General features: G+C 53.6%; 33 protein-coding genes. 22 read left to right on the forward strand and 11 right to left on the reverse strand.

Features of this window, described 5'->3' with window-relative positions; translation table 11 throughout:
* The first annotated feature begins 66 nt into the window (after positions 1-66).
* Positions 67-987 (forward strand): helix-turn-helix transcriptional regulator, encoded by a 921-nt coding sequence (locus WGC32_RS11045; protein ID WP_342681967.1) that lies wholly within the window; start codon positions 67-69, stop codon positions 985-987.
* A gap of 45 nt (positions 988-1,032) precedes the next feature.
* On the opposite strand, the gene WGC32_RS11050 is transcribed toward WGC32_RS11045, so the two are convergent.
* Complete coding sequence (locus WGC32_RS11050) at positions 1,033-1,827, reverse strand: ZIP family metal transporter (protein WP_342681968.1); 795 nt, start codon at positions 1,825-1,827, stop codon at positions 1,033-1,035.
* 199 nt (positions 1,828-2,026) lie between these two features.
* Here WGC32_RS11050 and WGC32_RS11055 point away from each other — a divergent pair, with 199 nt between their 5' ends.
* Positions 2,027-2,917, forward strand: a complete 891-nt coding sequence (locus WGC32_RS11055; RefSeq protein ID WP_342681970.1) for an SPL family radical SAM protein — start codon at positions 2,027-2,029, stop codon at positions 2,915-2,917.
* Positions 2,918-3,066: 149 nt separating this feature from the next.
* Here WGC32_RS11055 and WGC32_RS11060 read toward each other — a convergent pair whose 3' ends face one another.
* From WGC32_RS11060 to WGC32_RS11075, 4 genes are all read right to left on the reverse strand, one after another.
* Positions 3,067-3,588 carry an O-acetyl-ADP-ribose deacetylase gene (locus WGC32_RS11060; protein ID WP_342681972.1) on the reverse strand — a complete coding sequence of 174 codons (522 nt, stop codon included), beginning with the start codon at positions 3,586-3,588 and terminating at the stop codon, positions 3,067-3,069.
* Complete coding sequence (locus tag WGC32_RS11065) at positions 3,569-3,889, reverse strand: GIY-YIG nuclease family protein (protein ID WP_342681974.1); 321 nt, start codon at positions 3,887-3,889, stop codon at positions 3,569-3,571. The genes WGC32_RS11060 and WGC32_RS11065 overlap by 20 nt, the downstream gene beginning before the upstream one ends.
* Positions 3,852-4,631 (reverse strand): SDR family NAD(P)-dependent oxidoreductase, encoded by a 780-nt coding sequence (locus WGC32_RS11070; RefSeq protein ID WP_342681976.1) that lies wholly within the window; start codon positions 4,629-4,631, stop codon positions 3,852-3,854. The genes WGC32_RS11065 and WGC32_RS11070 overlap by 38 nt, the downstream gene beginning before the upstream one ends.
* A 61-nt stretch (positions 4,632-4,692) precedes the next feature.
* On the reverse strand, positions 4,693-6,621 hold the full coding sequence (locus WGC32_RS11075; protein ID WP_342681977.1) for a translation factor GTPase family protein: 1,929 nt from the start codon (positions 6,619-6,621) through the stop codon (positions 4,693-4,695).
* Between the two features lie 188 nt (positions 6,622-6,809).
* On the opposite strand from WGC32_RS11075, the gene thpR reads away from it, so the two are divergent.
* From thpR to WGC32_RS11100, 5 genes are all read left to right on the forward strand, one after another.
* Complete coding sequence (gene thpR / locus WGC32_RS11080; RefSeq protein ID WP_191482045.1) at positions 6,810-7,340, forward strand: RNA 2',3'-cyclic phosphodiesterase; 531 nt, start codon at positions 6,810-6,812, stop codon at positions 7,338-7,340.
* Positions 7,341-7,382: 42 nt separating this feature from the next.
* Positions 7,383-7,739, forward strand: coding sequence for a Spx/MgsR family RNA polymerase-binding regulatory protein (locus tag WGC32_RS11085; protein ID WP_191509410.1), 357 nt, complete (start codon positions 7,383-7,385; stop codon positions 7,737-7,739).
* A 45-nt stretch (positions 7,740-7,784) separates the two neighbouring features.
* A complete protein-coding gene (locus WGC32_RS11090; protein ID WP_191509411.1) occupies positions 7,785-8,036 on the forward strand; it encodes a helix-hairpin-helix domain-containing protein in 252 nt (83 codons plus the stop codon).
* Positions 8,037-8,041: 5 nt separating this feature from the next.
* Positions 8,042-8,509 (forward strand): GNAT family N-acetyltransferase, encoded by a 468-nt coding sequence (locus tag WGC32_RS11095; protein WP_191482042.1) that lies wholly within the window; start codon positions 8,042-8,044, stop codon positions 8,507-8,509.
* An 89-nt stretch (positions 8,510-8,598) separates the two neighbouring features.
* The gene (locus WGC32_RS11100) at positions 8,599-9,327 is read left to right on the forward strand and encodes an NAD-dependent protein deacylase (protein WP_342681979.1); all 729 of its coding nucleotides are present in this window, start codon (positions 8,599-8,601) and stop codon (positions 9,325-9,327) included.
* Positions 9,328-9,399: 72 nt separating this feature from the next.
* Here the strand turns inward: WGC32_RS11100 and WGC32_RS11105 are convergent, their stop codons facing one another.
* Positions 9,400-10,665 carry an SLC13 family permease gene (locus WGC32_RS11105; protein WP_191482040.1) on the reverse strand — a complete coding sequence of 422 codons (1,266 nt, stop codon included), beginning with the start codon at positions 10,663-10,665 and terminating at the stop codon, positions 9,400-9,402.
* A gap of 189 nt (positions 10,666-10,854) precedes the next feature.
* On the opposite strand from WGC32_RS11105, the gene WGC32_RS11110 reads away from it, so the two are divergent.
* Positions 10,855-11,385, forward strand: coding sequence for a biotin transporter BioY (locus WGC32_RS11110; RefSeq protein WP_342681980.1), 531 nt, complete (start codon positions 10,855-10,857; stop codon positions 11,383-11,385).
* Positions 11,379-11,744: a DUF1284 domain-containing protein gene (locus WGC32_RS11115; RefSeq protein ID WP_342681982.1), complete on the forward strand. Its 366-nt coding sequence runs from the start codon at positions 11,379-11,381 to the stop codon at positions 11,742-11,744. The genes WGC32_RS11110 and WGC32_RS11115 overlap by 7 nt, the downstream gene beginning before the upstream one ends.
* A 35-nt stretch (positions 11,745-11,779) precedes the next feature.
* On the opposite strand, the gene ppk1 is transcribed toward WGC32_RS11115, so the two are convergent.
* Positions 11,780-13,930 carry a polyphosphate kinase 1 gene (gene ppk1, locus WGC32_RS11120; protein WP_342681984.1) on the reverse strand — a complete coding sequence of 717 codons (2,151 nt, stop codon included), beginning with the start codon at positions 13,928-13,930 and terminating at the stop codon, positions 11,780-11,782.
* Between the two features lie 290 nt (positions 13,931-14,220).
* Between ppk1 and WGC32_RS11125 the strand changes: the two genes are divergently transcribed.
* The 7 genes from WGC32_RS11125 (at position 14,221) to WGC32_RS11155 (ending at position 18,027) form a co-directional block, all read left to right on the forward strand.
* The gene (locus WGC32_RS11125) at positions 14,221-14,586 is read left to right on the forward strand and encodes an MmcQ/YjbR family DNA-binding protein (RefSeq protein ID WP_342681985.1); all 366 of its coding nucleotides are present in this window, start codon (positions 14,221-14,223) and stop codon (positions 14,584-14,586) included.
* Positions 14,587-14,681: 95 nt separating this feature from the next.
* Entirely contained in the window at positions 14,682-15,284 is a 603-nt protein-coding gene (locus WGC32_RS11130; protein ID WP_342681987.1) for a TlpA disulfide reductase family protein, read from the forward strand.
* The gene (locus tag WGC32_RS11135) at positions 15,285-15,425 is read left to right on the forward strand and encodes a CD1871A family CXXC motif-containing protein (protein WP_191509418.1); all 141 of its coding nucleotides are present in this window, start codon (positions 15,285-15,287) and stop codon (positions 15,423-15,425) included.
* Entirely contained in the window at positions 15,418-16,323 is a 906-nt protein-coding gene (locus tag WGC32_RS11140) for a 4Fe-4S binding protein (protein WP_342681990.1), read from the forward strand. Before WGC32_RS11135 ends, WGC32_RS11140 begins: the two co-directional genes overlap by 8 nt.
* Before the next feature lie 82 nt (positions 16,324-16,405).
* A complete protein-coding gene (locus WGC32_RS11145) occupies positions 16,406-16,765 on the forward strand; it encodes a DUF134 domain-containing protein (protein WP_191482033.1) in 360 nt (119 codons plus the stop codon).
* 6 nt (positions 16,766-16,771) lie between these two features.
* Positions 16,772-17,614, forward strand: coding sequence for an Mrp/NBP35 family ATP-binding protein (locus tag WGC32_RS11150; protein WP_342681992.1), 843 nt, complete (start codon positions 16,772-16,774; stop codon positions 17,612-17,614).
* Entirely contained in the window at positions 17,611-18,027 is a 417-nt protein-coding gene (locus tag WGC32_RS11155; protein ID WP_191509420.1) for a NifB/NifX family molybdenum-iron cluster-binding protein, read from the forward strand. Before WGC32_RS11150 ends, WGC32_RS11155 begins: the two co-directional genes overlap by 4 nt.
* Positions 18,028-18,090: 63 nt before the next feature.
* On the opposite strand, the gene WGC32_RS11160 is transcribed toward WGC32_RS11155, so the two are convergent.
* The 3 genes from WGC32_RS11160 to WGC32_RS11170 are packed head-to-tail and all read right to left on the reverse strand — an operon-like array spanning position 18,091 to position 20,577.
* Positions 18,091-18,606: a GNAT family N-acetyltransferase gene (locus tag WGC32_RS11160; protein WP_342681994.1), complete on the reverse strand. Its 516-nt coding sequence runs from the start codon at positions 18,604-18,606 to the stop codon at positions 18,091-18,093.
* Positions 18,607-18,664: 58 nt separating this feature from the next.
* Positions 18,665-20,035 (reverse strand): CCA tRNA nucleotidyltransferase, encoded by a 1,371-nt coding sequence (locus WGC32_RS11165; RefSeq protein WP_342681996.1) that lies wholly within the window; start codon positions 20,033-20,035, stop codon positions 18,665-18,667.
* On the reverse strand, positions 20,005-20,577 hold the full coding sequence (locus WGC32_RS11170; protein ID WP_342681997.1) for a dihydrofolate reductase family protein: 573 nt from the start codon (positions 20,575-20,577) through the stop codon (positions 20,005-20,007). Before WGC32_RS11170 ends, WGC32_RS11165 begins: the two co-directional genes overlap by 31 nt.
* Positions 20,578-20,759: 182 nt before the next feature.
* Between WGC32_RS11170 and WGC32_RS11175 the strand changes: the two genes are divergently transcribed.
* From WGC32_RS11175 to WGC32_RS11185, 3 genes are all read left to right on the forward strand, one after another.
* Positions 20,760-21,170: a transcriptional repressor gene (locus WGC32_RS11175; protein ID WP_191482028.1), complete on the forward strand. Its 411-nt coding sequence runs from the start codon at positions 20,760-20,762 to the stop codon at positions 21,168-21,170.
* A gap of 22 nt (positions 21,171-21,192) precedes the next feature.
* Entirely contained in the window at positions 21,193-21,729 is a 537-nt protein-coding gene (gene rbr, locus WGC32_RS11180; RefSeq protein WP_191482027.1) for a rubrerythrin, read from the forward strand.
* 191 nt (positions 21,730-21,920) lie between these two features.
* The gene (locus WGC32_RS11185; RefSeq protein WP_342681998.1) at positions 21,921-23,294 is read left to right on the forward strand and encodes a YibE/F family protein; all 1,374 of its coding nucleotides are present in this window, start codon (positions 21,921-21,923) and stop codon (positions 23,292-23,294) included.
* Positions 23,295-23,338: 44 nt separating this feature from the next.
* Here WGC32_RS11185 and WGC32_RS11190 read toward each other — a convergent pair whose 3' ends face one another.
* On the reverse strand, positions 23,339-23,758 hold the full coding sequence (locus tag WGC32_RS11190; RefSeq protein WP_191482025.1) for a PCC domain-containing protein: 420 nt from the start codon (positions 23,756-23,758) through the stop codon (positions 23,339-23,341).
* A 299-nt stretch (positions 23,759-24,057) separates the two neighbouring features.
* Between WGC32_RS11190 and WGC32_RS11195 the strand changes: the two genes are divergently transcribed.
* The 3 genes from WGC32_RS11195 to WGC32_RS11205 all read left to right on the forward strand — a co-directional run bounded on the left by WGC32_RS11195 (position 24,058) and on the right by WGC32_RS11205 (position 25,410).
* Positions 24,058-24,579 (forward strand): prolyl-tRNA synthetase associated domain-containing protein, encoded by a 522-nt coding sequence (locus WGC32_RS11195; protein ID WP_342681999.1) that lies wholly within the window; start codon positions 24,058-24,060, stop codon positions 24,577-24,579.
* A gap of 18 nt (positions 24,580-24,597) precedes the next feature.
* Positions 24,598-24,858: a thioredoxin family protein gene (locus WGC32_RS11200; protein WP_191482023.1), complete on the forward strand. Its 261-nt coding sequence runs from the start codon at positions 24,598-24,600 to the stop codon at positions 24,856-24,858.
* A 75-nt stretch (positions 24,859-24,933) separates the two neighbouring features.
* Entirely contained in the window at positions 24,934-25,410 is a 477-nt protein-coding gene (locus tag WGC32_RS11205) for a peptidylprolyl isomerase (RefSeq protein WP_191509427.1), read from the forward strand.
* Positions 25,411-25,530 lie beyond the last annotated feature (120 nt).

Below are 25,530 nucleotides of genomic sequence, written 5' to 3' on the forward strand. Positions count from 1 at the left end.
GTCAGCTTTTTGTGGTATGATGATACTATCATACCATAGCCCCTTTGGGGGAGAAGGAGAAAATCTGTGCAGATACACCGTTTGTTTGAAATTGTCTATGTCTTACTGGATAAAAAGAAGGTCACAGCAAAGGAATTGGCCTGCCGCTTTGAAGTCTCGGAGCGCACCATCTATCGGGATGTAGAAGTCCTTTCTTCCGCTGGTATTCCCGTCTACACCGTCAAGGGGAAAGGGGGCGGCATCAGCCTGGTGGAGGATTTTGTTCTCAACAAGTCCCTTCTCTCAGAGGAAGAGCAAAGGGAAATTCTCTATGCCCTCCAATCCCTGGAGGCGGTGGGCGGCCGGGAAAGTGACCGGCTCCTTTCCCGATTGGGGACCCTGTTTCAAAAGGAGGAGGGCGGTTGGATCGACGTGGACTTCTCCCATTGGGGCAGTGATGCGGAGGAAAAAGAGCGCTTTTCTCTGCTGAAAACCGCCCTGCTGGAGCGCAGGCGCATTGCCTTTGACTATTACAGCGCCTATGGAGAGAAAACCCGCCGTGTGGTGGAGCCTGTGAAGCTCTGTTTTAAAGGCCGGGCTTGGTACCTGCAGGCCTACTGCCTGAGCAGGAAGGATTTCCGCATGTTTCGTATCAGCCGGATGGAGGAGCTGACTTTGACAGAGGAGACTTTTTCCCCTCATACATCCATCCCACCAGTAGAAGCGCCTATCGATGGGGCGGTCCCGGTGGAGGTGGTAGAGCTGGTGCTGCGGATTGCTCCCCGGTATGCCTATCGGGCCTATGATGAGTTTCCCCGCCGGATGATCACCCGGGAGAAGGACGGATCCCTCCTGGTGCGCAGCCGCATGCCCCGGGATAGTTGGATCAGCGGCTACCTTCTCTCCTACGGCGCTGGAATCCAGGTGCTGGAACCTCAGTGGCTGAGGGAAGAAATGGCGGAGAAGGTTGCCCAGATGCAAAAGCTTTATGCTGATATAATTCAATGAGCCTCAATAAAAAACGGAGCCCCAAGGCTCCGTTTTTTACTTTGATTATCCCAAGGCAACGTCTAAAATCATCATGACCAGAAAGCCCACCATAACGCCTAAGGTGCCGGTATGGGAGTGTTCCCCCAGATGTGCCTCGGGGATCAGCTCTTCCACCACTACATAGATCATGGCGCCGGCGGCAAAGGAGAGAAGCCAGGGCATGACCCCCACCACCGAACCCGCTGCAAAGACGGTGAGAACGCCGAAGATGGGTTCCACAATCCCCGAAAGGCTGCCGTAAATAAATGCCTTCCAGGTGGGGGTTCCCTCCTGGCGCAGGGGCAGGGACAACGCCGCGCCCTCAGGGAAATTCTGGATGCCAATCCCCAAAGCCAGGGCCAGGGCGGAGGTCAGCATGGCGCTGCCGCCCTCTTTAGCGGCTAAGGCGAAGGAGAGACCCACCGCCATGCCTTCGGGAATATTGTGGAGGGTCACCGCAAAGATGAGCATGGTGGTCCGCTTGAGGGAGGAGTGCATCCCCTCCGGATCTTTGCTGCCAGGATGCAGATGGGGCAGGAGCTTATCCAGCAGAAACAGGAACAACCCGCCCAGAATAAAACCGCCTGCGGCGGGAATCCAGCCAATCTGCCCCAGCTCCTCCGCCTGTTCAATGGCGGGGATGAGCAGGGACCAAACCGACGCCGCAATCATGACGCCGGCGGCAAAGCCCAGAAAAACCCGCTGGATACCGGCGCTGATCTCTTTCCGGAAGAAAAAGACCAGGGACGCGCCTAGGGTAGTCATCAGGAAGGTAAAGCCTGTGCCCTGTAAGGCGGCCAAAACAGTTTGCGTCTGCATGAGAAGTCTCCCCCCAATTCCATTATGGGCCGGATAGGCCCGCTAAATCATGTTTACCGTTTGAGTATATTATGGGGCCTTCCGCCAGCACTGTCAAGGGGAAAGCTGCCACCTTGTTAGGATGGACAAAAACAGAAGAAAATATGACGGCCTGTTGTCTTATCTTCTGTGGTATACTAAAAACAAAGGGGGTGGGGAGATGGAAACAGTTCCTGCAAAGACCATTGTCACCCGGACAAAATCCACCAGCTGGTTCGGCACCCAATATAACATGAATATCTACCGGGGCTGCTGCCATGGCTGTATCTATTGCGACAGCCGCAGCGCCTGCTACGGGGTTGAGGACTTTGACCGGGTTCGGGTGAAGGAAAACGCCTTAGAGATCATCGCCCGGGACCTGCGGCGGAAGGTGCGCCCCGGCGTAGTGGGAACCGGCGCTATGAGCGACCCCTATAATCCCTTTGAAAGGGAGTTGGAACTGACCCGCCATGGGCTGGAGCTTCTGGATGCCTATGGCTTTGGCGTGGCGGTGGCCACCAAAAGCGATCTGGTGGTCCGGGATGTGGATATCCTCACCCAAATTGCGGAACATTCGCCGGTGCTGGTCAAGATGACGGTGACAGCGGCGGACGACGAGCTCTGCCGGAAGGTGGAGCCTTATGTATGCCCCTCCTCCCAGCGGTTTGCCGCCATCCGGGCTCTGTCGGATGCGGGTATCTTCACCGGCGTCCTCCTCATGCCGGTGCTCCCCTTTCTGGAAGACAACGAGGAAAACATCGGACAGATCATCGCCAAAGCCCAGGAAAGCGGCGCACGGTTTCTCTATCCCGCCTTCGGGATGACGCTGCGTTATAACCAGCGGGAGTGGTATTTACAGCAGTTGGAAAAACAGTTCCCCAGCCAGGGGCTGCGGAGACGATACGAGCAGACCTATGGAGAGAGATACCGCTGTGTAAGCCCCAAGGCAAGGCAGCTGTGGGAATTCTTTCGCCGGGAGTGCGATGAACGAGGCCTCCTTTATCGGATGCAGGATATTATCAGGGCTTACCAGCTGGGATATGGGGGAACGCAGCTGAGCTTCTTTGACTAAAAAAGGCCGGTAAAATACCGGCCTTTTTTCTATGATGGGGTATAAACGCTATATCAGATGGCAGAGGGACAGCCCGGCATTGATAAGCTCAATGCCGGAATGGGATTTTTGAAAAGATGCCGGCTGTTTGCAAGACCGATAAAATTGGCTTATCGGGAACAGTTTTGCAAGGCCTTTTCATAGGCGGCCTTGGTAGCATTGTCAAAGCAGACCATCATGACCTTTTCCAGCTGAGGATAGGCTTCCAGCCCCTCTTTGATGGCCGCCACAGCGATGGCCGCCGCCCGCTCCAGTGGGAACCGGTAGACGCCGGTGCTGATAGAGGGAAAGGCCACACTCCGGCAGCCCTGTGCCGCCGCCAGAGCCAGACAGTTTTGGTAGCAGCTTCTCAGCAGGCTGTCTTCCCCGTGTTTACCGCCCCGCCAGATGGGGCCCGGTGTGTGGATGACATACCGGGCGGGCAGATGATATCCTTTGGTGATTTTGGCTTGACCTGTAGCACACCCGTGGAGGGTTTTGCACTCTTCCAAAAGCTGAGGCCCTGCCGCCCGATGGATGGCGCCGTCTACGCCTCCGCCGCCTAAGAGGGAGGTGTTGGCGGCGTTGACAATGGCGTCGGTTTTTACCTGGGTAATGTCTCCCAGAATGATTTCAAAACGTGGTTGTGGCATGGTCATTTCCTTTCTCGTGGATGAGGGCCAGCTTTTCCCGGCGGGAAAGCCGTTTAATGGCGTATTCCCGGCGCATGGCTGCCTCTTTGGAGGGGTGTTTTTCCACATACACCAGCGCTACCGGCAGCCGGCCTTTGGTATATTTGGCGCCTTTCCCGGCCTGATGGGCGGCAAAGCGCCGGGACAGGTCGTTGGTCCAGCCGGTGTAAAGGCTGCCGTCGGCGCATTGCAGGATATAGACCACATTGTCCTTCATTTTCCCGTCAGCGCCCGGCATAGGACCAGCCCTCGTCTCCATCATAGATCATCCGCTTGGTCATGCCGCCGTCTACGGTGATGGTTTCCCCATCGATGAAGCTGTTTTCCTCATCGCACAAAAAGAGGACGGCCCGCACAATGTCCATGGGATTTCCCACCCGGCCGGAGGGGTGTTGGGAGGTATCCGCCGGGGTATACTGGGGCAGATAGCTTGGATCGTGGTAAGCGCCGGTGTCGATCCAGCCGGGGGCCACGCAGTTGACCCGCACCTTCCCAGCCAGGCTGACGGCCAGTGCATGGGTCAGGGCGGAGATGCCGCCCTTGGCCGCAGAATAGCTTTCGGTGTCCCCTTGGGACATCCAGGCCCGGGTGGAGGAGATGTTGACCACCGACGCCCCTTTCTGGAAATGGGGCAACAGCTGCTGGGTCAGATAATAGGGAGCGGCTACCCCTACCCGCAACACATAAGTAAAGTCCTCATAGCTGCAGGGGGTCAGGATGCCTTTGCGGGAAAGACAGGCATTGTTGATGAGAATATCCACCCTGCCAAAGGTCTTTTCCACCTGGGAGACGAAGGCTTCCAGGTCCTCTTTTTTCCCGACATCCCCGTGAAAGAAGAGGGCTTCTCCCTGGGCGGAAAGGTGGGAGAGAAGATTTTCTCCCGCCTCCTTTTCTTTGTCGATAAAGGCCACCTTGGAGCCTCGCTGGATGAATGCCTCACATAGGCACCGGCCAATGCCCAACGCGCCGCCAGTGACGACGCACACCTTATCTGTATACTTCATTGGGATACCCCTTTCTTTATGAAATACGAGTGATGCCGCATACATGCTTTAGAAGAAGGCCCTACTTGCAGTGGATATGGTTTGGTACTTGGTCCCACTTGACAGGATATCCTGCCCCATGGGAGCAGAAGACGGAATCGGGTGTGTTCTCCACATCCCGCTCCGGGTCATAGCCCTTGGCTTCGATGACCTCTTGGGCATTGTGACAGGGAGCATACCCCTCAAATCGGAGGCTGATCCGTCCGGTGCCGCGGGTGGCGGAGATAAGGGTCTGGGGATAGTCCGCTATGCAGGCGGCGGGCGCCCGCCCACGGACCTCCATCCGCTCCCCTGCGGCTTGGGGAGGCTCGGACTCTCCCTGCATCCGCTGGATGTCGAACAGGACCCGTCCCAGGTCTCCGCTGTCCACCTCGATCACAAAGGAGAGGATGGGTTCCAGCAGCACACTTTCCCCGCTCATCAGCCCTTGGCGGATGGCCCGGTAGGTCGCCTCCCGGAAGTCGCCTCCCTCGGTGTGCTTAAGATGGGCCCGCCCTGTGACAAGGGTGATAACCACATCGGTCAGCGGGGCGCCGGTGAGCACTCCCAGGTGCTCCTTTTCCAGCACATGGGTGCGGATCAGCCGCTGCCAGTTTTGATCCAGCACATCGGTGGAACACTGGCTCTCAAAGGTGATGCCGCTGCCCGGCTTTCCCGGAGAGAGGAGCAGATGAACCTCCGCGTAATGCCGCAATGGCTCAAAGTGGCCATAACCCATGACGGGAGCGGCGATGGTCTCTTTATATAAAATTTGCCCGGGGCCGAATTCCACCTTTAGTCCATAGCGCTGGGCGGCCAGGGATTTAAGCACTTCCAGCTGCACCTTTCCCATGACCTGGATCCGCAGCTCCCCTAGCTTCGGGTTCCATTGGGTGTGAAGGGATGGATCTTCGTCGGCCAGCTGGGAGAAGATGGACACCGCTTCCGGGGCGGGTACGGTATCGGGAAAGAGAACTTGGGAGGAGAAAAGGGGAGCGCAGAGGCCGGGGCTAAGATCTTCTTTGCCGCCGAAGCCCTGACCTGCCTGGGAATGCTGTAAGCCGGTGACGGCTACAATATCCCCGGCCTGGGCGCTGTCGGCGCTTTCATATTTCGCCCCCTGATACCGGCGGATTTCATTGACCTTTTCCCCTAGGATTTCATCCTTGACCCTCAATATGCCGCTGCGCAGCCGAAGAAAGGCCAGACGATTGCCCTTGGCGTCGTGGCGGATTTGGTAAATATGGCCGGAGAGGGGGGCATCTAGGTCAAATTCTACCTGGGTGAGAGCATGAAGGGCAGATAAAATCTCGCCGATTCCCGTCCCTTGCAGAGCCGATCCGGAAAAACAGGGGAAAAGGCGTTCCTCCTGAATGAGCTGGCGGGCGGCAGAGAGCCATGCCCTCTCGTCATAGCCTCCCTCCAGATAAAGGGCTAGGAGGTCGTCGTCCTGGGTGGCGATATCCTCGCACAGCTCCCCTGAAAAACGGACGCCATCGAACTCCCCATCAAAGCTTTTGACGTAGGGGGAGAATTTTTCCTGCAATTTTTGCAGCACCCCTACAGGGTCGGCGCCGGGGCGGTCTATTTTGTTGAGAAAAAGAAAGGTGGGGATTCCTTTTGCCCTCAGAAGCCGCCAGATGGTCTCGGTATGAGCCTGGATGCCCTCGGCACAGCTGACAATAAGGATAGCGTAGTCGAGGACGCCCAGCACCCGCTCCATCTCAGCGGAAAAATCAGCGTGGCCAGGGGTGTCCACCAGGATATATTCCTCTCCCTCCAGGGAAAAGGAAGCCATACCGGAAAAGATGGTGATGCCCCGCTCCCGCTCCAGGGGATGGCTGTCCAAAAAGGCATTTTGATGATCCACCCGGCCCAGGGTGCGGATGGCGTGGGTATGGTAGAGCAGCTGCTCGGAAAAGGTGGTTTTGCCCGCGTCTACATGGGCGAAGATACCGATGGCCTTTTTCATGAAGCATTCCCCTTTCTCGAACCTTTCAAACGGTTCTATTGTAGCCCATTTGAAAACCAGGCGCAAGGTATTTGCGGTTTTATCCTGATTCGACTATAATAGGAATAGAACCACTGACATGGGGCGAGGCAATCTATGAATATCCAGCGATTCTCACCCTTTGCAGCGGCTCAGATAGGAGGACATGTATGCGCTTGTTTATTGCCATTACGTTAGAAAGCGCCATTAAAGATAGGTTATGCACCATGGCGAAGGCTTTGGCGGAAAGTTCCTTGTCCGGCAGTTTTACCCGGCGGGAGAACATGCATCTGACCCTTGTTTTTATTGGAGAGACCACCCGGCTTTCCGCCGTCAAAGCGGCGGTGGACTCTGTAGTAGCCCCGCCATTTTCCCTGATGATCGGAGGGATTGGACGGTTTCGCCGCAACGATGGGGACATTTGGTGGACAGGTGTTCGGAAGGACCCGACGCTGCTCGATGTCTACCGCCAGCTGCGGGCTTCTCTGACCGAGCGGGGATTTAGGATCGATGAAAAGGAGTATACACCCCATCTGACCTTGGGACGGAGGATCCGGCTGCGGCCCGACTTTGATCGGGCGGCTTTTGCATCCCGCATCCCCGTGTTAGAAATGCCGGTGCACAAGATCAGCCTGATGAAGTCAGAATTTGTCGGCGGCAGGGTCAGCTATACCGAGCTTTATGCCAAGGCATTGGGCTAAAACTCCCCACTGCCCAGGGACAAAAGAGAAAGGAAAAAACAGATGAGCGTATTATTTCTGGAATATCCCAAATGCAGCACCTGCCAAAAGGCAAAGAAATGGCTGGATGAAAGAGGAATCTCCTATGAGGATAGGCATATTGTGGAGCAAAACCCCACAGCGGAGGAGATAAAGGCTTGGCGGGAAAAAAGCGGGCTGCCCCTCAAGCGCTTTTTTAATACCAGCGGGTTAAAATATAAGGAGTTAGGGCTGAAGGACCGTCTTCCTCAGATGAGCGAGGAAGAGCAGTACGCGCTACTCTCCACCGACGGAATGCTGGTCAAGCGGCCCATCGTAGTGGGCGACGACTTCGTTTTGGTGGGATTTCGTCCTGCGGAATGGGAGCAGCATCTAGGATAGATTTGGTCTCCGCCTATGGTGGCCTATCAAAAAAGGAGAAGAATGATGACCACGGATTTACAAAAGATCCCCGGTGTGGGGAAAAAGATGGAAGAAAATTTCCGCGCCATGGGAATCCACTGGGTGGAAGACCTCCGGGGGCGGGATCCCCAGGAGCTTTATGACCGATGGTGCAAGAAGGAAGGCGGCCGGGTAGACCGCTGCGCCCTTTATGTCTTTCGTTGTGCGGTCTATTATGCAGAGACGGAAAATCCGGACCCGGAAAAGCTCAAATGGTGGAATTGGAAGGATGATTGATAGCTATGCAGCTTTCTATAAAACAAATTACCCAAAATAAAGAGGAGTGGATGCCCCTGCTTCTGCTGGCGGATCCGGACGAAGGGATGGTCAAAAAGTATCTGGATCGGGGGCTGATGTTGGGAGCCTTCGGGGACGGTCAGCCTGCTGGTGTTATTGTGGCTGTGCCGCTTCAGGAGCCAGGCCAGTGGGAGATTAAAAATATGGCGGTAGCCCCTCGCTATTGGCGTCGGGGAATCGGGACCCTGCTCATCGAAGAGATAGAAAACTGTCTGCCCCCTGATACGGATACCCTCTGGGTGGGAACTGGGGACACTAGCACAGGCCCCCTTGCTTTTTACGAGAGCTGTGGCTTTCACTTTGATCATGTATTGGAAAACTTTTTTGTGGAACATTATCCTGAACCTATTATCGAAGATGGAAAACAGTGCGTGGATATGTATTACCTGAAAAAAGAGCCGGGGAAATGGTGATTCCCCGGCTCTTTTCAAAGGAAGATCCATTGACATGGTCAAAAACGAAACCTATAATGAAGACAAAAAATAGGGAATGAGGTGCCGGCATGGAGAAGATAGAACAGCTGCAGCAGATGATTGACCGAAGTGAAAACACCGTGTTTTTTGGAGGTGCCGGCGTATCCACCGAAAGCGGCATTCCCGACTTTCGCAGTGTGGATGGGCTGTACCACCAAAGCTATGATTATCCACCGGAAACCATCATCAGCCATAGCTTTTTTGTGGCTCATCCGGAGGAGTTTTATAAATTTTATAAAGAAAAGATGCTGATCCTCAACGCCCAACCCAACGCGGCCCACCGAAAACTGGCGGAATTGGAGCGGTGCGGTAAGTTAGCGGGCGTCATCACCCAGAATATCGATGGACTCCATCAGGCGGCGGGCAGCAAACGGGTATTGGAACTGCACGGCAGCGTCCACCGAAATTACTGCATGAAGTGCGGCAAATTTTATGATGCTGCTTATATCCGGGATGCTGTCGGCATCCCGTGGTGCACCTGCGGCGGGATGATCAAACCGGACGTAGTGCTCTATGAGGAAAGCTTGGATGGGGATACCTTGGAGCAGTCAGTGGAGATGATCAGCCATGGGGACATGCTCATCATCGGCGGCACCTCTTTGGTGGTATACCCGGCGGCAGGGCTCCTGCGCTACTACCGAGGAAACCGGCTGGTCGTCATCAACAAATCGCCGACCCCTATGGATGCCAAAGCTGACCTGCTTATCTCCGGCAAAATTGGAGAGGTCTTAGGCAGGATCAACTGTTCGAAAGCATAAAATAAAAAGGAGGCGCTTTCCCAAAAGCGCCTCCTTTTTGCCCGGATCATTCTAAAAATTTCGCCCAATGATTTAATAGAGTACCCAGAAATAGATATATGCGGGGATTACCGCCGCCAAGGTAAAGGGGATACCGATGCGGATAAAATCTCTGGTTTTAACTTCGTAACCGTTTTTACGCAGGATGCCGATACCGGCAATGTTGGCGGAAGCTCCGATAGGGGTACAGTTGCCGCCCAGGGTGGCACCGGACAAAAGGCCGAAGTACAGGAGTGTCGGCGGGATACCTAGAGCTTGAGCCAAACCGGTTACAACGGGAAGCATAGTGGCTACATAAGGAATATTATCGATAAAGGCGGAAAGCAGAACAGACGCCCAAACAATAATTGTATAGATAACAAAGACATTACCACCGCCAAGTTTTGCTAGAAGCTCTGCGGCCGCATCAATAACGCCCATATGGGTAATGCCGCCAATCACCAAAAACAGGCCAAACAGCAATCCGATGGTTTCAAAATCGATGGCTTTAATAGGATGGATTAGGGCGCCACGATTGTGGGTTTTTGCAAAACTATAAAGGATGCCGATGATCATGAGCCCAACACAGATAAGGCCGTTGGTGATATCTGGTTTGTTGGGAATGAAGGAGGCACTGATGAGTAAAACAATCATCCCCACCAGTAGAATAGAGGGAACATAATCGGTGACAACGGTTCTCGGCATCCCCTTGGGAACAGGTTTCTTTTCTTTTCGGAACAGCCATGCCAGGATGAGAGCAGATACAATGGCCCCCAGCTCTACAGCGAAGAAGATACCGGGTTTGCCCTCGTAAACAAAGAAGTCCAAAAAGCTCATATTGGCATAGGAGCCCAGCATAATGGCGGTAGTATCGCCCACCAGGGTTGCCGCGCCCTGTAGATTGGAGGACACTGCGATGGCGATAATAAAGGGGACAGGGTTGGTGTCTAGCTTTTTGCAGATCTCCAATGCGATGGGGGCGACCATAAGAACGGTGGCAACGTTGTCGACAAAGGCGGAAATAATGCCCGCAAAAAGCGCCAGTGCAACAGCTGCCATCTGAATGTTGGGGACCTTTTCCATTACCAAGTCAGCGAGAAGTGCCGGCATCTTGCTGTCGATAAACAGCTGGACAAGCCCCATGGTGCCAGCGATCATCAAAAGCACATTAAAATCAATAGCGCCGACGATCTGATCCAGTGGAAGCATGCCGGTAATGATAAAGATAGCCGCAGAAGCAATCGCTATATAGGGACGATATTTGCTGAATGCCAACATCAAAACATAGGTGATGGCAAACAGGATGAGTGCATAAACCATTTTAACATCCACTCTCCTCATTTTTTTTACCCTATTATATTCGTATCAACATTTATTTTCAATCATGATTCGACAATTGTAGTAGTTTTGTTGTTAACATCAAAATTTTCTTGACAAAGTAGGCTGTTTTTTGTATCCTAATTGTAGACCAAAAAAATAAAAAAGTTGACAATTGAGGAGACAATAAACATGCAGATGAAAACCTCCACCCAGAAAATCACCTTTTGCGCCTTGTTTGCAGCGCTGACGGCCATTTTGTCCCAAATTGCCATCCCCATTGGACCTGTTCCCATCAATTTGGCCACCCTGGCGGTGTTTATTGCCGGCGGCCTTATGGGCCCGGTTTGGGGTGCTGTCAGTATGATCGTCTATGTGGCCCTGGGCGCTGTAGGCGTGCCGGTTTTTTCCATGTTCACTGGTGGAATCTCCATCATCGTGGGGCCGACGGGAGGCTATATTATAGGATACATCGCGGCTGCCTGGCTTATCGGACTGATCGTTTCCAAATGGGGAAGGAAGGCGTGGCAGCTCGTCATCGCCATGGTAGCGGGATTGGCGGTGTGCTATGCGCTGGGAACTGCCTGGTATATGTATTCCACGGCAGCCGGTTTGGGTGTATCCCTCATGTCCTGTGTGATCCCCTTTCTGCCCGGAGACGCGGCCAAAATTGCGCTGGCGGTCATAACTGTTTCCGCCCTGAGAAAGAGGCTGGCATGGTAGAGCTACGGCCCCATCACGGGCTTTGTATCCGCTATTTTCAGGGGAAGGGTTACAGTCCGGAATTTGTCAATCGGATGCTGGAAGTAATCCACAGGTTGCAGTCGGAACCGGAGCAAAAGATCCGTCTCCATTCCGGTGCCGACGTCCTTTGTAAGTGCTGTCCCAACTGCCATGGAAAGGAATGCAGCGGGGAAAAGCCGGGGAGATACGACCAAAGCTGCCTGGCGCTCTGCGGCCTTGACGACGGCGCTGTCATCTCCTGGAAAGAGTTTTGCCGCCTGGTAGAGGATCATATTATTATCCCAGGTAAGCGCGCCCAGGTATGTGGGGACTGTCAATGGAGTCGGCTGTGCAGATAAAAGGAGGGAGCCAAAGCTCCCTCCTTTTTTGAGGACTATTCAAATTTGTCTGCCAGCATCCGAAAGAAACGTCCCAATGCATGATTCTTTTTCTTGACAGGTTCGGGGGCAGGTTGTTTCTTTGCCATCTCCCGGGCGGTAGCGATGAAATACTCCTGAGAGTTGACCAGAGGCTCCCCAGGGGCCAGCTCTTTTTTGCGGTAGCGGCCATCGCTCTGCAAGACCCGGGCTTTGACGTTATCCCGGAGCATGATGTCCACAATTTTGAGCACCCGTTTTTTAATATTGGGGTCTAAAACGGGACAGGCAATTTCCACCCGTCGGTCGGTGTTGCGGGTCATCATATCTGCGGAACCGATGTAAATCTTCGGATCCTCCCCAGCGCCGAAAACATAAATCCTAGGATGCTCCAAAAAGCGCCCTACAATGCTGATGATATCGATGTTATCCGTCTTCCCCGGGACATGGGGGACAATGCAGCAGATGCCGCGGACAATCATCTGAATCTGTACGCCAGCCTGGGAAGCTTCAGCCAATTTATCGATGAGATTGCGCTCGGTGATGGAATTCATCTTTAGGATCATTTTGGCCGGCTGGCCCGCCTTTGCCTTGGCGATTTCCTCGTCGATGCAATCGAGCAGGGCGTTTTTCAGGGAGTGAGGCGCCACCAAAAGCCGGTTGTAGCTGCCGTCCAGGTTGGCAATGGCCATATTCTTGAAAAAGACAGCGGCGTCGGTACCGATTTCCTGATTGGCGGTCATGAGACAAAGGTCGGTATAAAGCTTGGCGGTTTTTTCATTGTAGTTGCCGGTACCCACCTGGGTGATGTACTGGATATTTCCCTTGTCCCGGCGGGTAATTAAGCAAATTTTTGAATGGACCTTAAAGCCTTCAAAGCCGTAAATGACCTGGCAGCCGGCTTCTTCCAGCCGTTCGGACCAGTTGATGTTGCTTTCCTCGTCAAAGCGGGCCCGAAGTTCCATGAGGACGGTAACGTCCTTGTTGTTTTCCGCCGCTTGGGCCAGGTATTCAATGAGCTTGGCTTTGCTGGCCAAGCGGTAGATGGTGATCTTAATGGACAGGACATTGGGATCGTTGGCCGACTCCCGGATCAGCTGCAGGAAGGGATCCATCTGCTCATAGGGATAAAACAGCAGCACGTCATGGCGCAGCACCTGGGAGGTGACGCTCTCCGCCCGATTGAGGGAACGGGAGGGCTGGGGTTCAAAGGGCTGGTAGGTAATCCGGTTAAGGGTGGTCTGGGGAAATTTATCCTGGAGGGAATAGACATAGCCCATGTTGAGGGGGGATTTGGACCGGAATACCTGCTCTTTGCGCAGGCCTAACCGTTCACAGAAATATTCTGCCAGGGGTGTATCTACATCCCCCTGAATCTCCATCCGCACCGGGGCAAGGCGGGCTCTCTTTTTCAGCACCTTACGCATCCTCTGGCGGAAGTCGTCGTCGATCTCAAAGCTTTCATCCTCGGGGCTGATGTCAGCGTTGCGGGTAATGGAGATTACCGCCTTATCCGCGATGTCATACATGTCGAAAACCTGGGAGGCATGCTCCAAAATGACCTGCTCAGTAAGAATATAACGCACGCTGCTGCCCGGCAGAAAGATCACCTTGGGCAGAGAGGCGGGAACAGGGATGATGCCGTAGGTGGAGCCCCCTTTATCCTTGAGCATGACGGCGATGTACAGCGCCTTATTTTCCAGGTGGGGGAAGGGATGGTGGCTGTCTACCACCTGGGGGGATAGGATGGGCAGAATATAGTTTTTAAAATATTTTTCTATGTATTTTTTTTCGGAACTTTCCAGCTCTTTCACATGGAGATTGTAAATATCATGCTGGCGCAGACGCTCCTCAATCTCGGAAAAGGATTTGTCCTTCTGCTTGCAAAGGGGTGGAACGGCCTTAAAAATGTTGGCCAGCTGCTCTTTTGGGGTCAGCCCTGTTTTGTTGTCCACATGCTCCTCCTTGAGCAAGGCCATGTCGAACAGGCTGCCCACCCGGATCATAAAAAATTCATCCAGGTTGCTGGTAAAGATGGAAACAAATTTGAGCCTCTCGTAGAGAGGAACTTCTGGATCACGGGATTCTTCCAGCACACGTTCGTTAAATCGTAACCAGGAAAGCTCCCGATCTTGGGTGTAGCTGAAGTCACCATGGGATTTTGCCATTACAATACACTCCTTATGCTTTAAATGGCCATGAGACGAAACGATTATTCTAGGCAGCTGGTGCCAGCTGCAGCTACCTACAGATTGGCTTATTATACTTATTGTATCATATGTTTTGCAATCGAACTATTGTAAAATTTACGGTAAATCTATGTAAAATTGTGACAGTTCTCACAAGAAATTAGAAATCATTGGCTTTCTAGCCGTAGCAAATAACTTGGAAAATACGGTTGAGCAAAAAAACACCGCGCGTTATACTAAGGATAATCAAAGGACAAGGAGGAAAATCCGTGAAAACTAAGCGGGAAGCAATTGATTACTGTCTGGGGCTGCCTGGAGCCTATGAGGATTATCCTTTTGACGACGGAGAGTGGACCGTGATGCGCCATCGGGAAAATCGAAAATCTTTTTGCATGATTTTCCTGCGGGAGGGACATACCTGGCTCAACCTCAAGTGCGAGCCTATGGAGGCGGATTTTCTCCGCCGGGCGTATGACGCGGTGATTCCCGCCTATCATATGAATAAAGTCCACTGGAATTCGGTGATCCTGGACGGAAGCGTTCCGGAGGAAGAGATTTTCCGCATGATCTGGATGAGTTTTAATCTGACCCGGCCGCCCCTGCCCAAAGCGTCCCGCCATAGGGAGAATATGTGATAAAGTCACACGGCGGGATTGCAAAAACTTCCACCTTTATAGTATAATATCCCCGATCCTAAAAGACAAGATTCCCCTGAAAGGAGAATGTCAAGATGAAAAGATGGATTGCGGCCATACTCTGCTTCAGTTTTTTGCTGGCGGTGTTTGCCGGCTGCGCATCCCAAGAAGACGCAGCAGGGCAGGATACAGCTGGCGGGTCAGTCTCCCAGAGCGACTCTGGAGAGGAGCAATCCGCCGACATTGGAGACTTTACCGCTGTTGATGTAAACGGCAACGAGGTGACAAAGGACATTTTTTCCGGGCATAAGCTGACAGTGGTCAATGTCTGGGCCACCTGGTGTACCTGGTGCCTCAAGGAGATGCCCCATCTGGCCGAAATCGCAGAGGAAATGGAAGCGGATGGCGTACAGATCATCGGCCTTGTCACCGACGCCGGCACAGCGGAGGCGGTAGATGAGGAGCAGCTGGCGCTGGTCAAGGAGATTATGGAGCAAACCGGGGTGGAATACCCCATTATCCTCCCCGACGCGTCCCTCTCAGAAATCCTGCTCAGCCAGGTCGCCGGCCTGCCCCAGACCTTTTTTGTCAACGGTGAGGGGGAGGCGCTGCCCCTCTACTACCCGGGGTATCAAGACAAAGAGGGCTGGATCAGCACCATCCAGTCGGTGCTTGCCACCTTAGAGGGGGAATCTTAGATGAAACGGCGCTGGATACTGCCCGCCACCCTCCTTGCTTTAGGCGGCGTGTTGATGGCAGTAGGAATTTATCGCGGGGAGATGGCCACAGTCTTTCAAAAGGCCGCCAACCTGTGTCTGGAGTGTATCGGCATTGGCTAAACAAAAGAGAAGAAACCTCCGTCCCTGGGTGCAGGGGATCTGGACGGTGGTGACCAACAGCTATCTGGTGGGATTTTGGCAGGGAAAACTCTACCGCGGCCCCATCAAAAACCTCTGTGTCCCCGGACTCAACTGTTATTCCTGTCCCGGAGCGGTGGGTTCCTGCCCTATCGGCGCCCTACAGGCGGTGATAGGCAGCCGGGACTATCATTTTGCCTTTTATGTGGTGGGCTTTCTCATGGCGGTGGGCGCCATCTGCGGCCGGTTTGTCTGCGGCTGGCTCTGTCCCTTTGGCTGGATCCAGGAGCTGATTCACAAAATCCCCTTCCCCAAGAAGATCCGCTCCTTCCGATGGGATAAGCCCCTCCGGTTTCTCAAATATGGGATTCTGGTAGTTTTCGTGATCCTGCTGCCCCTGTTTCTGGTGGACTTCATCGGCCAGGGAGAGCCCTTTTTCTGCAAGTTGATCTGCCCCGCCGGCACCCTGGAAGGCGGCATCCCCATGGTGCTGCTCAACAAGCCGCTGCGGGCGGCTATCGGCTGGCTCTATACCTGGAAGATGGCCATTTTGGCGGTTTTGATCCTTTTATCCATTCTAATCTACCGGCCCTTCTGCAAATATCTTTGTCCCTTGGGAGCCGTCTACGGGCTGACAAATCCCGTCTCTTTCTATAAGCTTCGGGTAGATGAGGAAAAATGCATCCGCTGCGGAAAATGCGCCAAGGTCTGTCCTATGCAGGTGGACCCGGTTAAATCCCCTAACGCTTTGGAATGCATCCGCTGCGGGGAATGTAAAAAGGCCTGTCCCACCGGCGCCATTTCTATGGGATTTGGCGCCCGGGTCTCTGCCAAAAAGATGATTGGCATCGATCTGCCAGAGATGGAGAAAAAGTCTTGACATGTGGGCATATGCACATTATAATGAGAGGGTAATGTGCATATGCCCATTTTTACTGGGCAAAATGAAAGGAAGTAACCCCATGCCCAGAAATGTCAAATGCAGGAGGGTCTGCGCCGAACCCCAGGCGGCATGCTTTGTACCGGAAAACGGGGGAGGGGAGGAGATCCGGCTTAGCGTAGACGAGCTGGAATCCCTGCGGCTGTGCGATCTGGAGGGAATGGACCAGGATATGGCCGCCGAGCGGATGAATGTCTCCCGCGGCACCTTTCAGCGCATTCTCTATGCGGCGCGGCGGCAGGTGGCTGACGCCCTTTGCCACGGCAAGATCCTGCGCATCGGCGGCGGCAACTACCAGGTGGCCCAGTCCCGTTGCCAATGCCCCGGAATGTGCGCCAAATGCAGATTTTCTGAAGACGATGAAACCAAAAAGGAGATGTAAAATCCCATGAGCGAATGTAATCACGATTGCGGAAGCTGTTCCCAGACCTGCGCGGAGCGGCAGGATCCCGCCGATTTTAAAGAAAGCCTCAACGAGATGAGCAGCGTCAAAAAGGTCATCGGCGTTGTCAGCGGCAAGGGCGGCGTAGGCAAAAGCATTGTCACCGCTATGCTGGCAGTTCTCTTAAAGCGCCGGGGCTACAACACCGCTGTACTGGATGCCGACATCACCGGTCCCTCCATCCCCAAGGTCTTCGGCATCAAGGAGCGGGCCCAGGCCAGTGAATTCGGCCTTCTGCCGGCCAAGAGCAAATTCGGCACCGACATTATGAGTGTCAACATGCTGCTAGAAAACGAGGAGGATCCTGTTGTCTGGCGCGGCCCGATCATCGCCGGCACAGTCAAGCAGTTCTGGACCGATGTGATCTGGTCGGATGTGGACTTTATGTTTGTGGATATGCCTCCGGGCACCGGCGATGTGCCGTTGACCGTGTTCCAGTCCCTGCCGCTGGATGGCATTATCGTGGTCACCTCTCCCCAGGAGCTGGTCAGCATGATCGTGGCCAAAGCTGTCAACATGGCAAAGCTGATGGATATCCCCATCCTGGGTGTGGTAGAAAACATGAGCTATGTAGAATGCCCCGACTGCGGCAAGAAGATCCTGGTCTTTGGGGAAAGCCATGTGGAAGAAGCAGCCAAGAAATATAACCTTCAGGTCCTGGGCAAAATCCCCATGACCCCGGATTTGGCCCGGGTCTGCGACCAGGGTGTCATCGAGCTGTTTGAAGGCGATTGGCTGGATCACGCAGCTGACGTCATCGAAAATATAGAGGGAGATGCGAAGAAATGAAAATCGCGGTAACCACTGAAAACGGCCAGGTCTTCCAGCATTTTGGCAAGACCAAAACCTTCACCCTGTACACGGTGGAAAACGGCGCGGTACAGGAGAAAACCCTGCTGGACGGCGGCGACGAAGGACACAGTGCCCTGGTTGGCGTTCTCAAAAACGCGGGGGTAGAGCTTCTCATCTGCGGCGGCATTGGGCCGGGAGCCCAAAACGCCCTGGCGGCGGCTGGCATCACCTGTGTGGCCGGCGCTTCTGGGGATGTGGACGCTGCGGTGGCAGCCTATCTCGCCGGAACCCTGCAAATCGATCCGGCGGCGGCTCATTGTAACCACCACGGCCATGGGGAAGGCCATACCTGTGGCGATCATCACGGCCATGAGGGCGGTCACAGCTGCGGAGCCCACACCTGCAAATAATTGCGCGCAAAAAAGAGCGGAAGCCTAGGCTTCCGCTCTTTTTATGTTTGGGCATTTCAGTCTTTATTTCATCTCTTCCCGGAGCAGGGAGTAGATACAGGAATCGAGAAGCCGCCCTCTCTTGTATACACTTTGACGGAGGATCCCTTCCAGGGTAAAGCCCGCCTTTTCCAGAGCGCGGCGGCTCCCCAGATTGGCGGCATAGGGCTCGGCGTGGATGCGGGCAATGTCATAGCGGGAAAAGGCCTCCTCGCACATCCGCCGGATGGCCCGGGACATAATCCCCCGGCCCCAAAAGGGCTCTCCCAGCCAGTAGCCGATCTCCCCGCTTTTGCGGTAGACGTCTTCCCCGAGAGTGACGCTGATGCTCCCCACGGCCTGGCCGTCGATCTGGATCGCCCGGGCCAGCTGGCGCTCATCGCCGGCCTGGATGCAGGAGAGGACAAACTGCCGGGCATCGTCATAAGCATAGGGAAAGGGGAAGACATCCCGCAGGTTGGCCGCAATTTTCTCATTGTTGGCATAAAGGTATACACTGTCGACATCTTCTATCGTCCAGGGACGAAGGGTAAATTCCATCTGGGTCATCTCCTTTGAGGGGATTTTAACACAGGGGCACAGGAAAAACAAGAAGGTCTTAGGAGCCCTGTTTCCAAAGGGCGTGAGCCCGCCTCAGCAGGGCTTCTTTTTGGTTGGGAAGCTCCCCGTCGATGACGGCGGAGAGCAGCTCCTTTAAAATGCTGCCCAGCTGAGGCCCAGCTGGAAGGCCTAAAGCCATCAGATCCCGCCCGCCTACGGCAAGGTCACGAAGGGAGAGGCAGGGTCTTTCTTGCAGCTGCTTTCTGGCGCACTCTTCCAGAGCATCGATGTGAGCAAGACGATCCGGATCGGGGTTCCGGCGCTGGGCCCGGATATCCGCCCGGCGGATGTCCAGAATATCGAAAAAGCCTTCCTCCCCCAGCTGGGAAAGCCAGCGCCGGACTGTTTTGGCCTCCGCCGGGATGTCCAGGCCGTGATGGCGGATGAGGGAGACAATCTGTTCCCGCTGGGCGGTAGAAAAGCGGAGATTGCGCAGGATGGTGTCGGCCATCTGGGCAGAGATTTCCTCGTGCCCAAAGGCATGTCCCACCCCATCCTCTGACCGGGTGAAACAGCGAGGCTTGCCAATATCATGAAGCAGCATAGCCATCCGCAGGGATTGGGTGGGCCGGATGAAGGAGACAGCCCGGGCCATATGGGTATATAGGTCAAAATCATGGTGGGGATTGTGCTGGTCAAGGCCGACACAGGGCAAAAGTTCCGGGACCCAAACTCCCAGTATGTCGGGGGAGGTAAGGAGGACGGACAGGCAGTTTTCCCCGGTGATGAGCCGGAGCAGCTCTTCCCGGACCCGCTCGGCGGAGATGGCCTTCAGCAGTCCTCTCAACTCATGGAGGGCGACAGCGGTGGCGTCCTCAATAGAAAATCCCAGCGCTGAAGAAAAACGCAGGGCTCTGAGAATGCGCAAGGCATCCTCAGAAAAGCGACGCCGAGGATCGCCTACACAGCGGATGAGCCCCAGCCGGAGATCCTCCCGGCCTCCGAAAAAGTCCACCAGTCCTACCTGAGGATGATAGGCCATGGCATTGACGGTGAAATCCCGGCGGGAGAGGTCGTCCGCCAAATGAGGAGAAAATCGGACAGCGTCAGGATGCCGGTGGTCGGAATAGCCGCCATCCACCCGGAAGGTGGTGATTTCAATGGGCATCCCGTCTATGTGTACAGTTAGGGTGCCGTGTTTGAGGCCGGTAGGCACCAGGGAAAAGCCTTCAAATATAGCCAGCATGTCCTCTGGCCGGGCGGCAGTGGTGATGTCCCAGTCATGGGGCTCCCTTCCCAGCAGGGAATCCCGGACGCATCCTCCTACAGCGTAGGCGGCAAAGCCCTGGGCGGTGAGCAGGGAAAGGGCGCTTTCCACAGCAGAAGGCAGATGAATCTTCATTGCATGTTCTCTTCCTCTCTTTTCCATTGACCCAACCTCCCACGACGCTCATAAATCAGTTCCACCATGCCCTGACACTCTTGTGTGCTGATGAGCTTGCATGCGCGCCTTTCTTCCAGCGCCCCAAAGAGGCGGACGCCGCTGCCCAGAATGGTGGGGATCAGGGTGAGATGGAAAATATCAATGGCGTCCTCCCAGATGAGCTGCTGGGCAAGATTGGCGCCGCCGCAGATCCAGATATCCTTTCCCCCCTCCCGCCGCAGCTGTTCTATCAGTATGGCTGGATCCTGGGCAACAAACCTAACTTCTGATGTGGAGGGCATCTTTTGATGGGTAAAGACATAGCTGGTCATTCCCTGATAGGGCCACTGTCCAGGAGAGAGTTCGGTGAAAATTTGGTGGTAGGTGTTCCATCCCATGAGCACAGTATCAATATTCTGCATTAACTGAGAGTAACTTTCGGCCTCCCCGGCGTCGGGAGCTTGATCTTCCAACCACTGCACTCCGCCCAGGGAATCGGCGATAAAACCGTCCAGGCTCATGGCAAGATAGAGTATAACTTTTCTCATGGAGATCCCCCTTTGTCCTTTTTATTTTACTATATTTCCTGGGCTTTGGGTATCCGTGTTCCCGTGGAATCATTATGAGGCTGTTCCCTAGAAAACTTTCAAAATATCCTTGACAGGGAGGAGAAGTTCTGATAATATAATAACAGAACTAATAATTATTACTATTAAGAGAGGAGCCTGACATGAAATATTCCCGTCAGAGGGAGTTGATACTCGAAGCTGTCAGAGAGGACGACGTCCATCCCACAGCGGACTTTATCTATCAAAGGCTTAAAAAAGATCATCCGAACCTGAGCTTAGGGACTGTATACCGCAATTTAAACCTGCTCAGTGAGATCGGTACCATTAATAAGCTTCATGTGCCAGGGATGCCTGACCGTTTTGACGGCAACATCACTCCCCATTATCACTTTTATTGTAAGCACTGCGGCAGGGTCTTTGATGTCAGTATAGATTTTCCACAGGAAATCGATCGGGAGGTCGAACGGGAAACCGGCCATCAGGTGGATTCCCACAGCATCCTCTTCAGCGGCATCTGTAAAGGCTGCGCCCAGAAAACACCAGATCAAGACGGCAATAGTGCCGTTAGATAAATTTTGACAGAAAGAAGGAACGATGATGAACTTAAAAGGATCAAAAACCGAAGCCAACCTGATGACTGCTTTTGCAGGGGAATCCCAGGCAAGAAACAAATACACCTATTTTGCAAGCAAAGCAAGAAAAGACGGCTTTGTACAGATCGCGAACCTGTTTGAAGAAACCGCCAACAACGAAAAAGAGCATGCAAAAATTTGGTTTAAACTGCTGGATGGCATCGGTTCCACCGCAGAAAACCTAAAGGCTGCCGCAGCTGGCGAGAACTATGAGTGGACCGATATGTACGCCACCTTTGCCAAAGAGGCCAAAGAAGAGGGATTCGATCAGATCGCGTTCCTTTTTGAGTCTGTTGGCAAGATCGAGAAGCATCACGAGGAGCGGTATCTGGATCTGCTCAAAAACGTCGAGGAGAACAAAGTCTTTAAGAAAGACGGCAAGGTCTATTGGAAGTGCGGTAACTGCGGCCATATCCATGAAGGCACCGAGGCCCCTGGCGTATGTCCGGTCTGCAACCATCCCCAGGCTTATTTTGAGCTGGTCAACAAAAACTATTAATCGACAATTCCTATTTATATACCTTTTTCATAAGGACAAAGCGGACAGCGGTTTTGCTGTCCGCTTTGTCCTTTTCTGAATATGAATATTTTTCCACTTTTCTTTCCAGGGGAGGAGATTTGTATTATAATAGACGCTGTATTTGGACAAAATCCGGCAGCAATGCGGAAGAGAAAGGATGAGACTCTCCATTGAAACATACAACCAAGCTAAAAAGGATCATCCTCTATTGGCTGGTCATTGCCATATCAGCGGTAATTCTCTATCTGGGATATCAATGGGCGGTTTCGGGCGGAGATAACGGCGCCGGCACCCTGCCCACCCCGAATACCCAGAATAAGGCGAGAATCACCGAGATCATGGCAGAGGATCTGGTGGAAACCGACCTGGGGGGACAGGCGGTATATCAGTGGATCTGTTATTTTAAGGCCGAGATACTGGACGGGGAATTCCAGGGGGAAATTGCCACCATCCGCCAGTCCATCGACGAGAATATGATTCCGTCTTCCATACCGGTTCAGGAGGGGGACGAGATCTATGTCACCGTCAACCGGGGAGAGGATGGCAGCCTGACGGGGACAGCGGGGGATTATGTGAGGACAACGCCCCTGTATCTATTGGTGGGAGGATTCCTCCTCTTACTGCTGATTTTTGGCAGGAAGAAGGGAGTGAACACCATCATTTCGCTGGCATTTACCTGCCTGGCGGTGTTTATTGTCTTTGTGCCGGCCATCCTCAACGGGTACAACCCCATGCCGGTCTCGATTCTTGTGTGTATTTATATCATCTTTATGACACTGCTCATCTGCAATGGCTTTACCTTTAAAACGGCGGCCAGCGCGCTGGGCTGTATCGGTGGCGTCCTGGTGGCGGGAGTGGTCTCCTACAGCATGGAGTATATCTTGAAGCTGACGGGTATGGTAGAGGAGCAAAGCCTGCTGTTAACCACCATCACCGAAAACGCTAGTTTTGATTTCCGGGGGCTGATCTTTGCCGAGATCATCATCGGCGCCCTGGGAGCTGTTATGGACGTTTCTATGGACATCGCCTCGGCCCTGGAAGAGCTGATCTCTAAGGTGCCGGAGCTGGGCTTTCGCCAGATTATCAAATCAGGTATGAAGGTGGGCCGGGATGTCATGGGCACCATGGCCAATACGCTGATTTTGGCCTATGCGGGAGGAAGCCTTTCCACCATCATGCTGATTACAGTCTCCGGTAAGGATTTATCCCTCATCCTCAATGGAGAGCTAATTTCTGTAGAGATACTCAAAGCCATGGCGGGCAGCATCGGCATCCTCTTCACCATTCCCATTACGGCCATTGTCACGGCCCTCCTCCACACGGAAGGGGTCCACTGGAGAAAGCGCCGCCACCGGCGATCCAGCCATCCTGCTGGGGCAGAGGAGGTTTTACAGCAGAACACATCTTCTATGGAGCAAGAACCTATGGCCCTGGAGCCTGCCGCGCCATCCCCAGAGGAGGCAGCAACGGAGGAAAAGCCCTCAGAATCCCCACAAGGGGATTGGTCCCGCTTTCAGGAGATCATGGGGAATAAAGAAAAATAAAAAAGGCAGCCGTATCTGCGGCTGCCTTTTTAGATCATGATCGACTATAAATCGAGGAGATTTAATCCAATTTCATCGGAATGGAAGCGGCCAATGTGACCGTTTACCGTATGGATAAAGATTTCCCCGGTGGCGCTGATGGTTGCCTCGTTGAGATGGCCGCCGAAGACATGGCCTGCTTGGTCGCCAAAGGTGGCGTGGATATGGAGATAGACCTCTCCGTTCATTTCAGAAACATTGCCCACGATCGAGGTGATTTCCAGCACACCGGAAAGCTCGTTGGGATAGAATTTCTTTTCCTTGGTGTCAAATACGCCGACAACGGCGTGGTTGGCAGCACCAAGGCCGACGATAGAACCGGCCTGGACCTTTTCTTTGGCGCAGACCTCCTTGAGGGCGGCGCAAACCTCCTCGCCCTTTTCCAGACGCACCGCAATGGTGTCGCCGAATACACGATAGACCATGATACACACCCTTTCCCGCAAATAAACGCTGGTTTTTGTTTGCCTTCATTATAGCACGGTTGGCAAGAGAAATCCAGGGAGGGATAAAAAGACACCGGTATGATGGTGTTACTCCCTTGCTTTGGGGGCAAGATATAGAAAAGCTGATCCTTAGCGCTGATGGCTGCCCGACAGGTGGGAAGAAGATCCGAAGACTCTTGACAAAAAGCGGGGAAATTGGGTATTTTTATAGAGGAACAAAATGAAATCCGGTGGTAGGGCTCCGCCCTAGCGGAGAAGATCTGGAGAAAGGATGCAGTATGCAGTTAGAAAAGTGCAATGCACAGAGTGTATATGAGGTATTGGACAGCTTAGGAATTTCCTATGAACGGATGGAGCATCCGCCGGTGCAGACCATGGAGGACTGCAAAGCCATTGAAAAGGCTCTGGGGGCCCCTGTCTGTAAGAACCTGTTTTTGCAGACCCGTCAAGGCACGGAATATTTCCTGCTGCTCATTGAAGGGGACAAGCGGTTTCGGACGGCGGAGGTTTCCAAGAAGATTGGGCGATCCCGGCTGAGCTTTGGCAATGAGGAAAAGCTCTACGAGCTTTTGGGGCTGCGCCCTGGCGCGATTAGTCCCATGGGGCTGATCCATGACAAGGACCATGTGATCCAGCTGCTCATCGACCAGGATGTGCTCAGCCATGACAGGATCTGTGTCCACCCCTGCGTCAATACCCAGAGCGTAGCCATGGACACCAAGGACTTCCGGGAGATTTTCCTCCGGCACACCGGTCACATTCCCCAGATTCTAGAAATTACTGGGCAGACAGAGGGCTGACGCCAAAGGAGGATTGCCGTGAAAAAGGTGAAGATGATGATTCTGGATGACTGTCCCTATTGCCATCAGGCCTTTTCTATGATGGAAAGGCTTTGCAGGGAGCACGAGGAATACCGTGCCGTGGACATCGAGGTCATCGAGGAATCTAAGGAACCAGAAAAAATCAAAGGCTACAATTACTGGTATGTTCCTACCTATTTTGTTGACGACGTCAAAATCCATGAGGGCGTGCCCACCCTGGAAAAGGTGGAGGAGGTTTATCGCCAGGCTCTTAAATAAAAGACTGCGGCAAAGAAAACAGGTTATCTGTGGAAAAATAATATCAAATGACAAAAAACAAGAGGAGAGAAACAGATGGTCACAATTCAAATGGAAAACGGCAAGGAAATCAAGCTGGAACTTTATCCCGACAAAGCGCCGATTACGGTGGAAAACTTTGTCAAGCTCGCCAAAGAGGGCTTTTATGACGGATTGATTTTCCACCGTGTCATCCAGGGCTTTATGATCCAGGGCGGCTGCCCCCAGGGAACCGGTATGGGCGGCCCCGGCTATCACATCAAAGGAGAGTTTGCCGCCAACGGGGTGGACAACCCCATCAAGCACACCCGTGGCGTTATTTCTATGGCCCGGGCGCAGGACCCCAACTCGGCGGGTTCCCAGTTCTTTATCATGCATGAGGACGCTCCCCATCTGGACGGCCAGTACGCCGCTTTTGGCAAGGTAGTCGAGGGGATGGATGTAGTGGATGAGATCGCTTGTGTGGATGTGGACTTCCGGGATAAGCCGGTGGAGCCCCAAAGAATTGCCAAAATCACAGTGGACGATGAATAAAAAAGAAGGGCCCGTTGCAAAATGATCCAAAAAAAACGAGCGAGGTTTGGAGCCCGAAAGGGTTTCCAAACCTCGCTCGTTGCTATATTCTTAGTTTGTGAAGACACAGAATAAGCAAGA

Origin of the sequence: Zongyangia acetica, from assembly GCF_038739695.1 — a bacterium.
Classification (GTDB): Bacteria; Bacillota; Clostridia; order Oscillospirales; family Ruminococcaceae; genus Zongyangia; species Zongyangia gallinarum.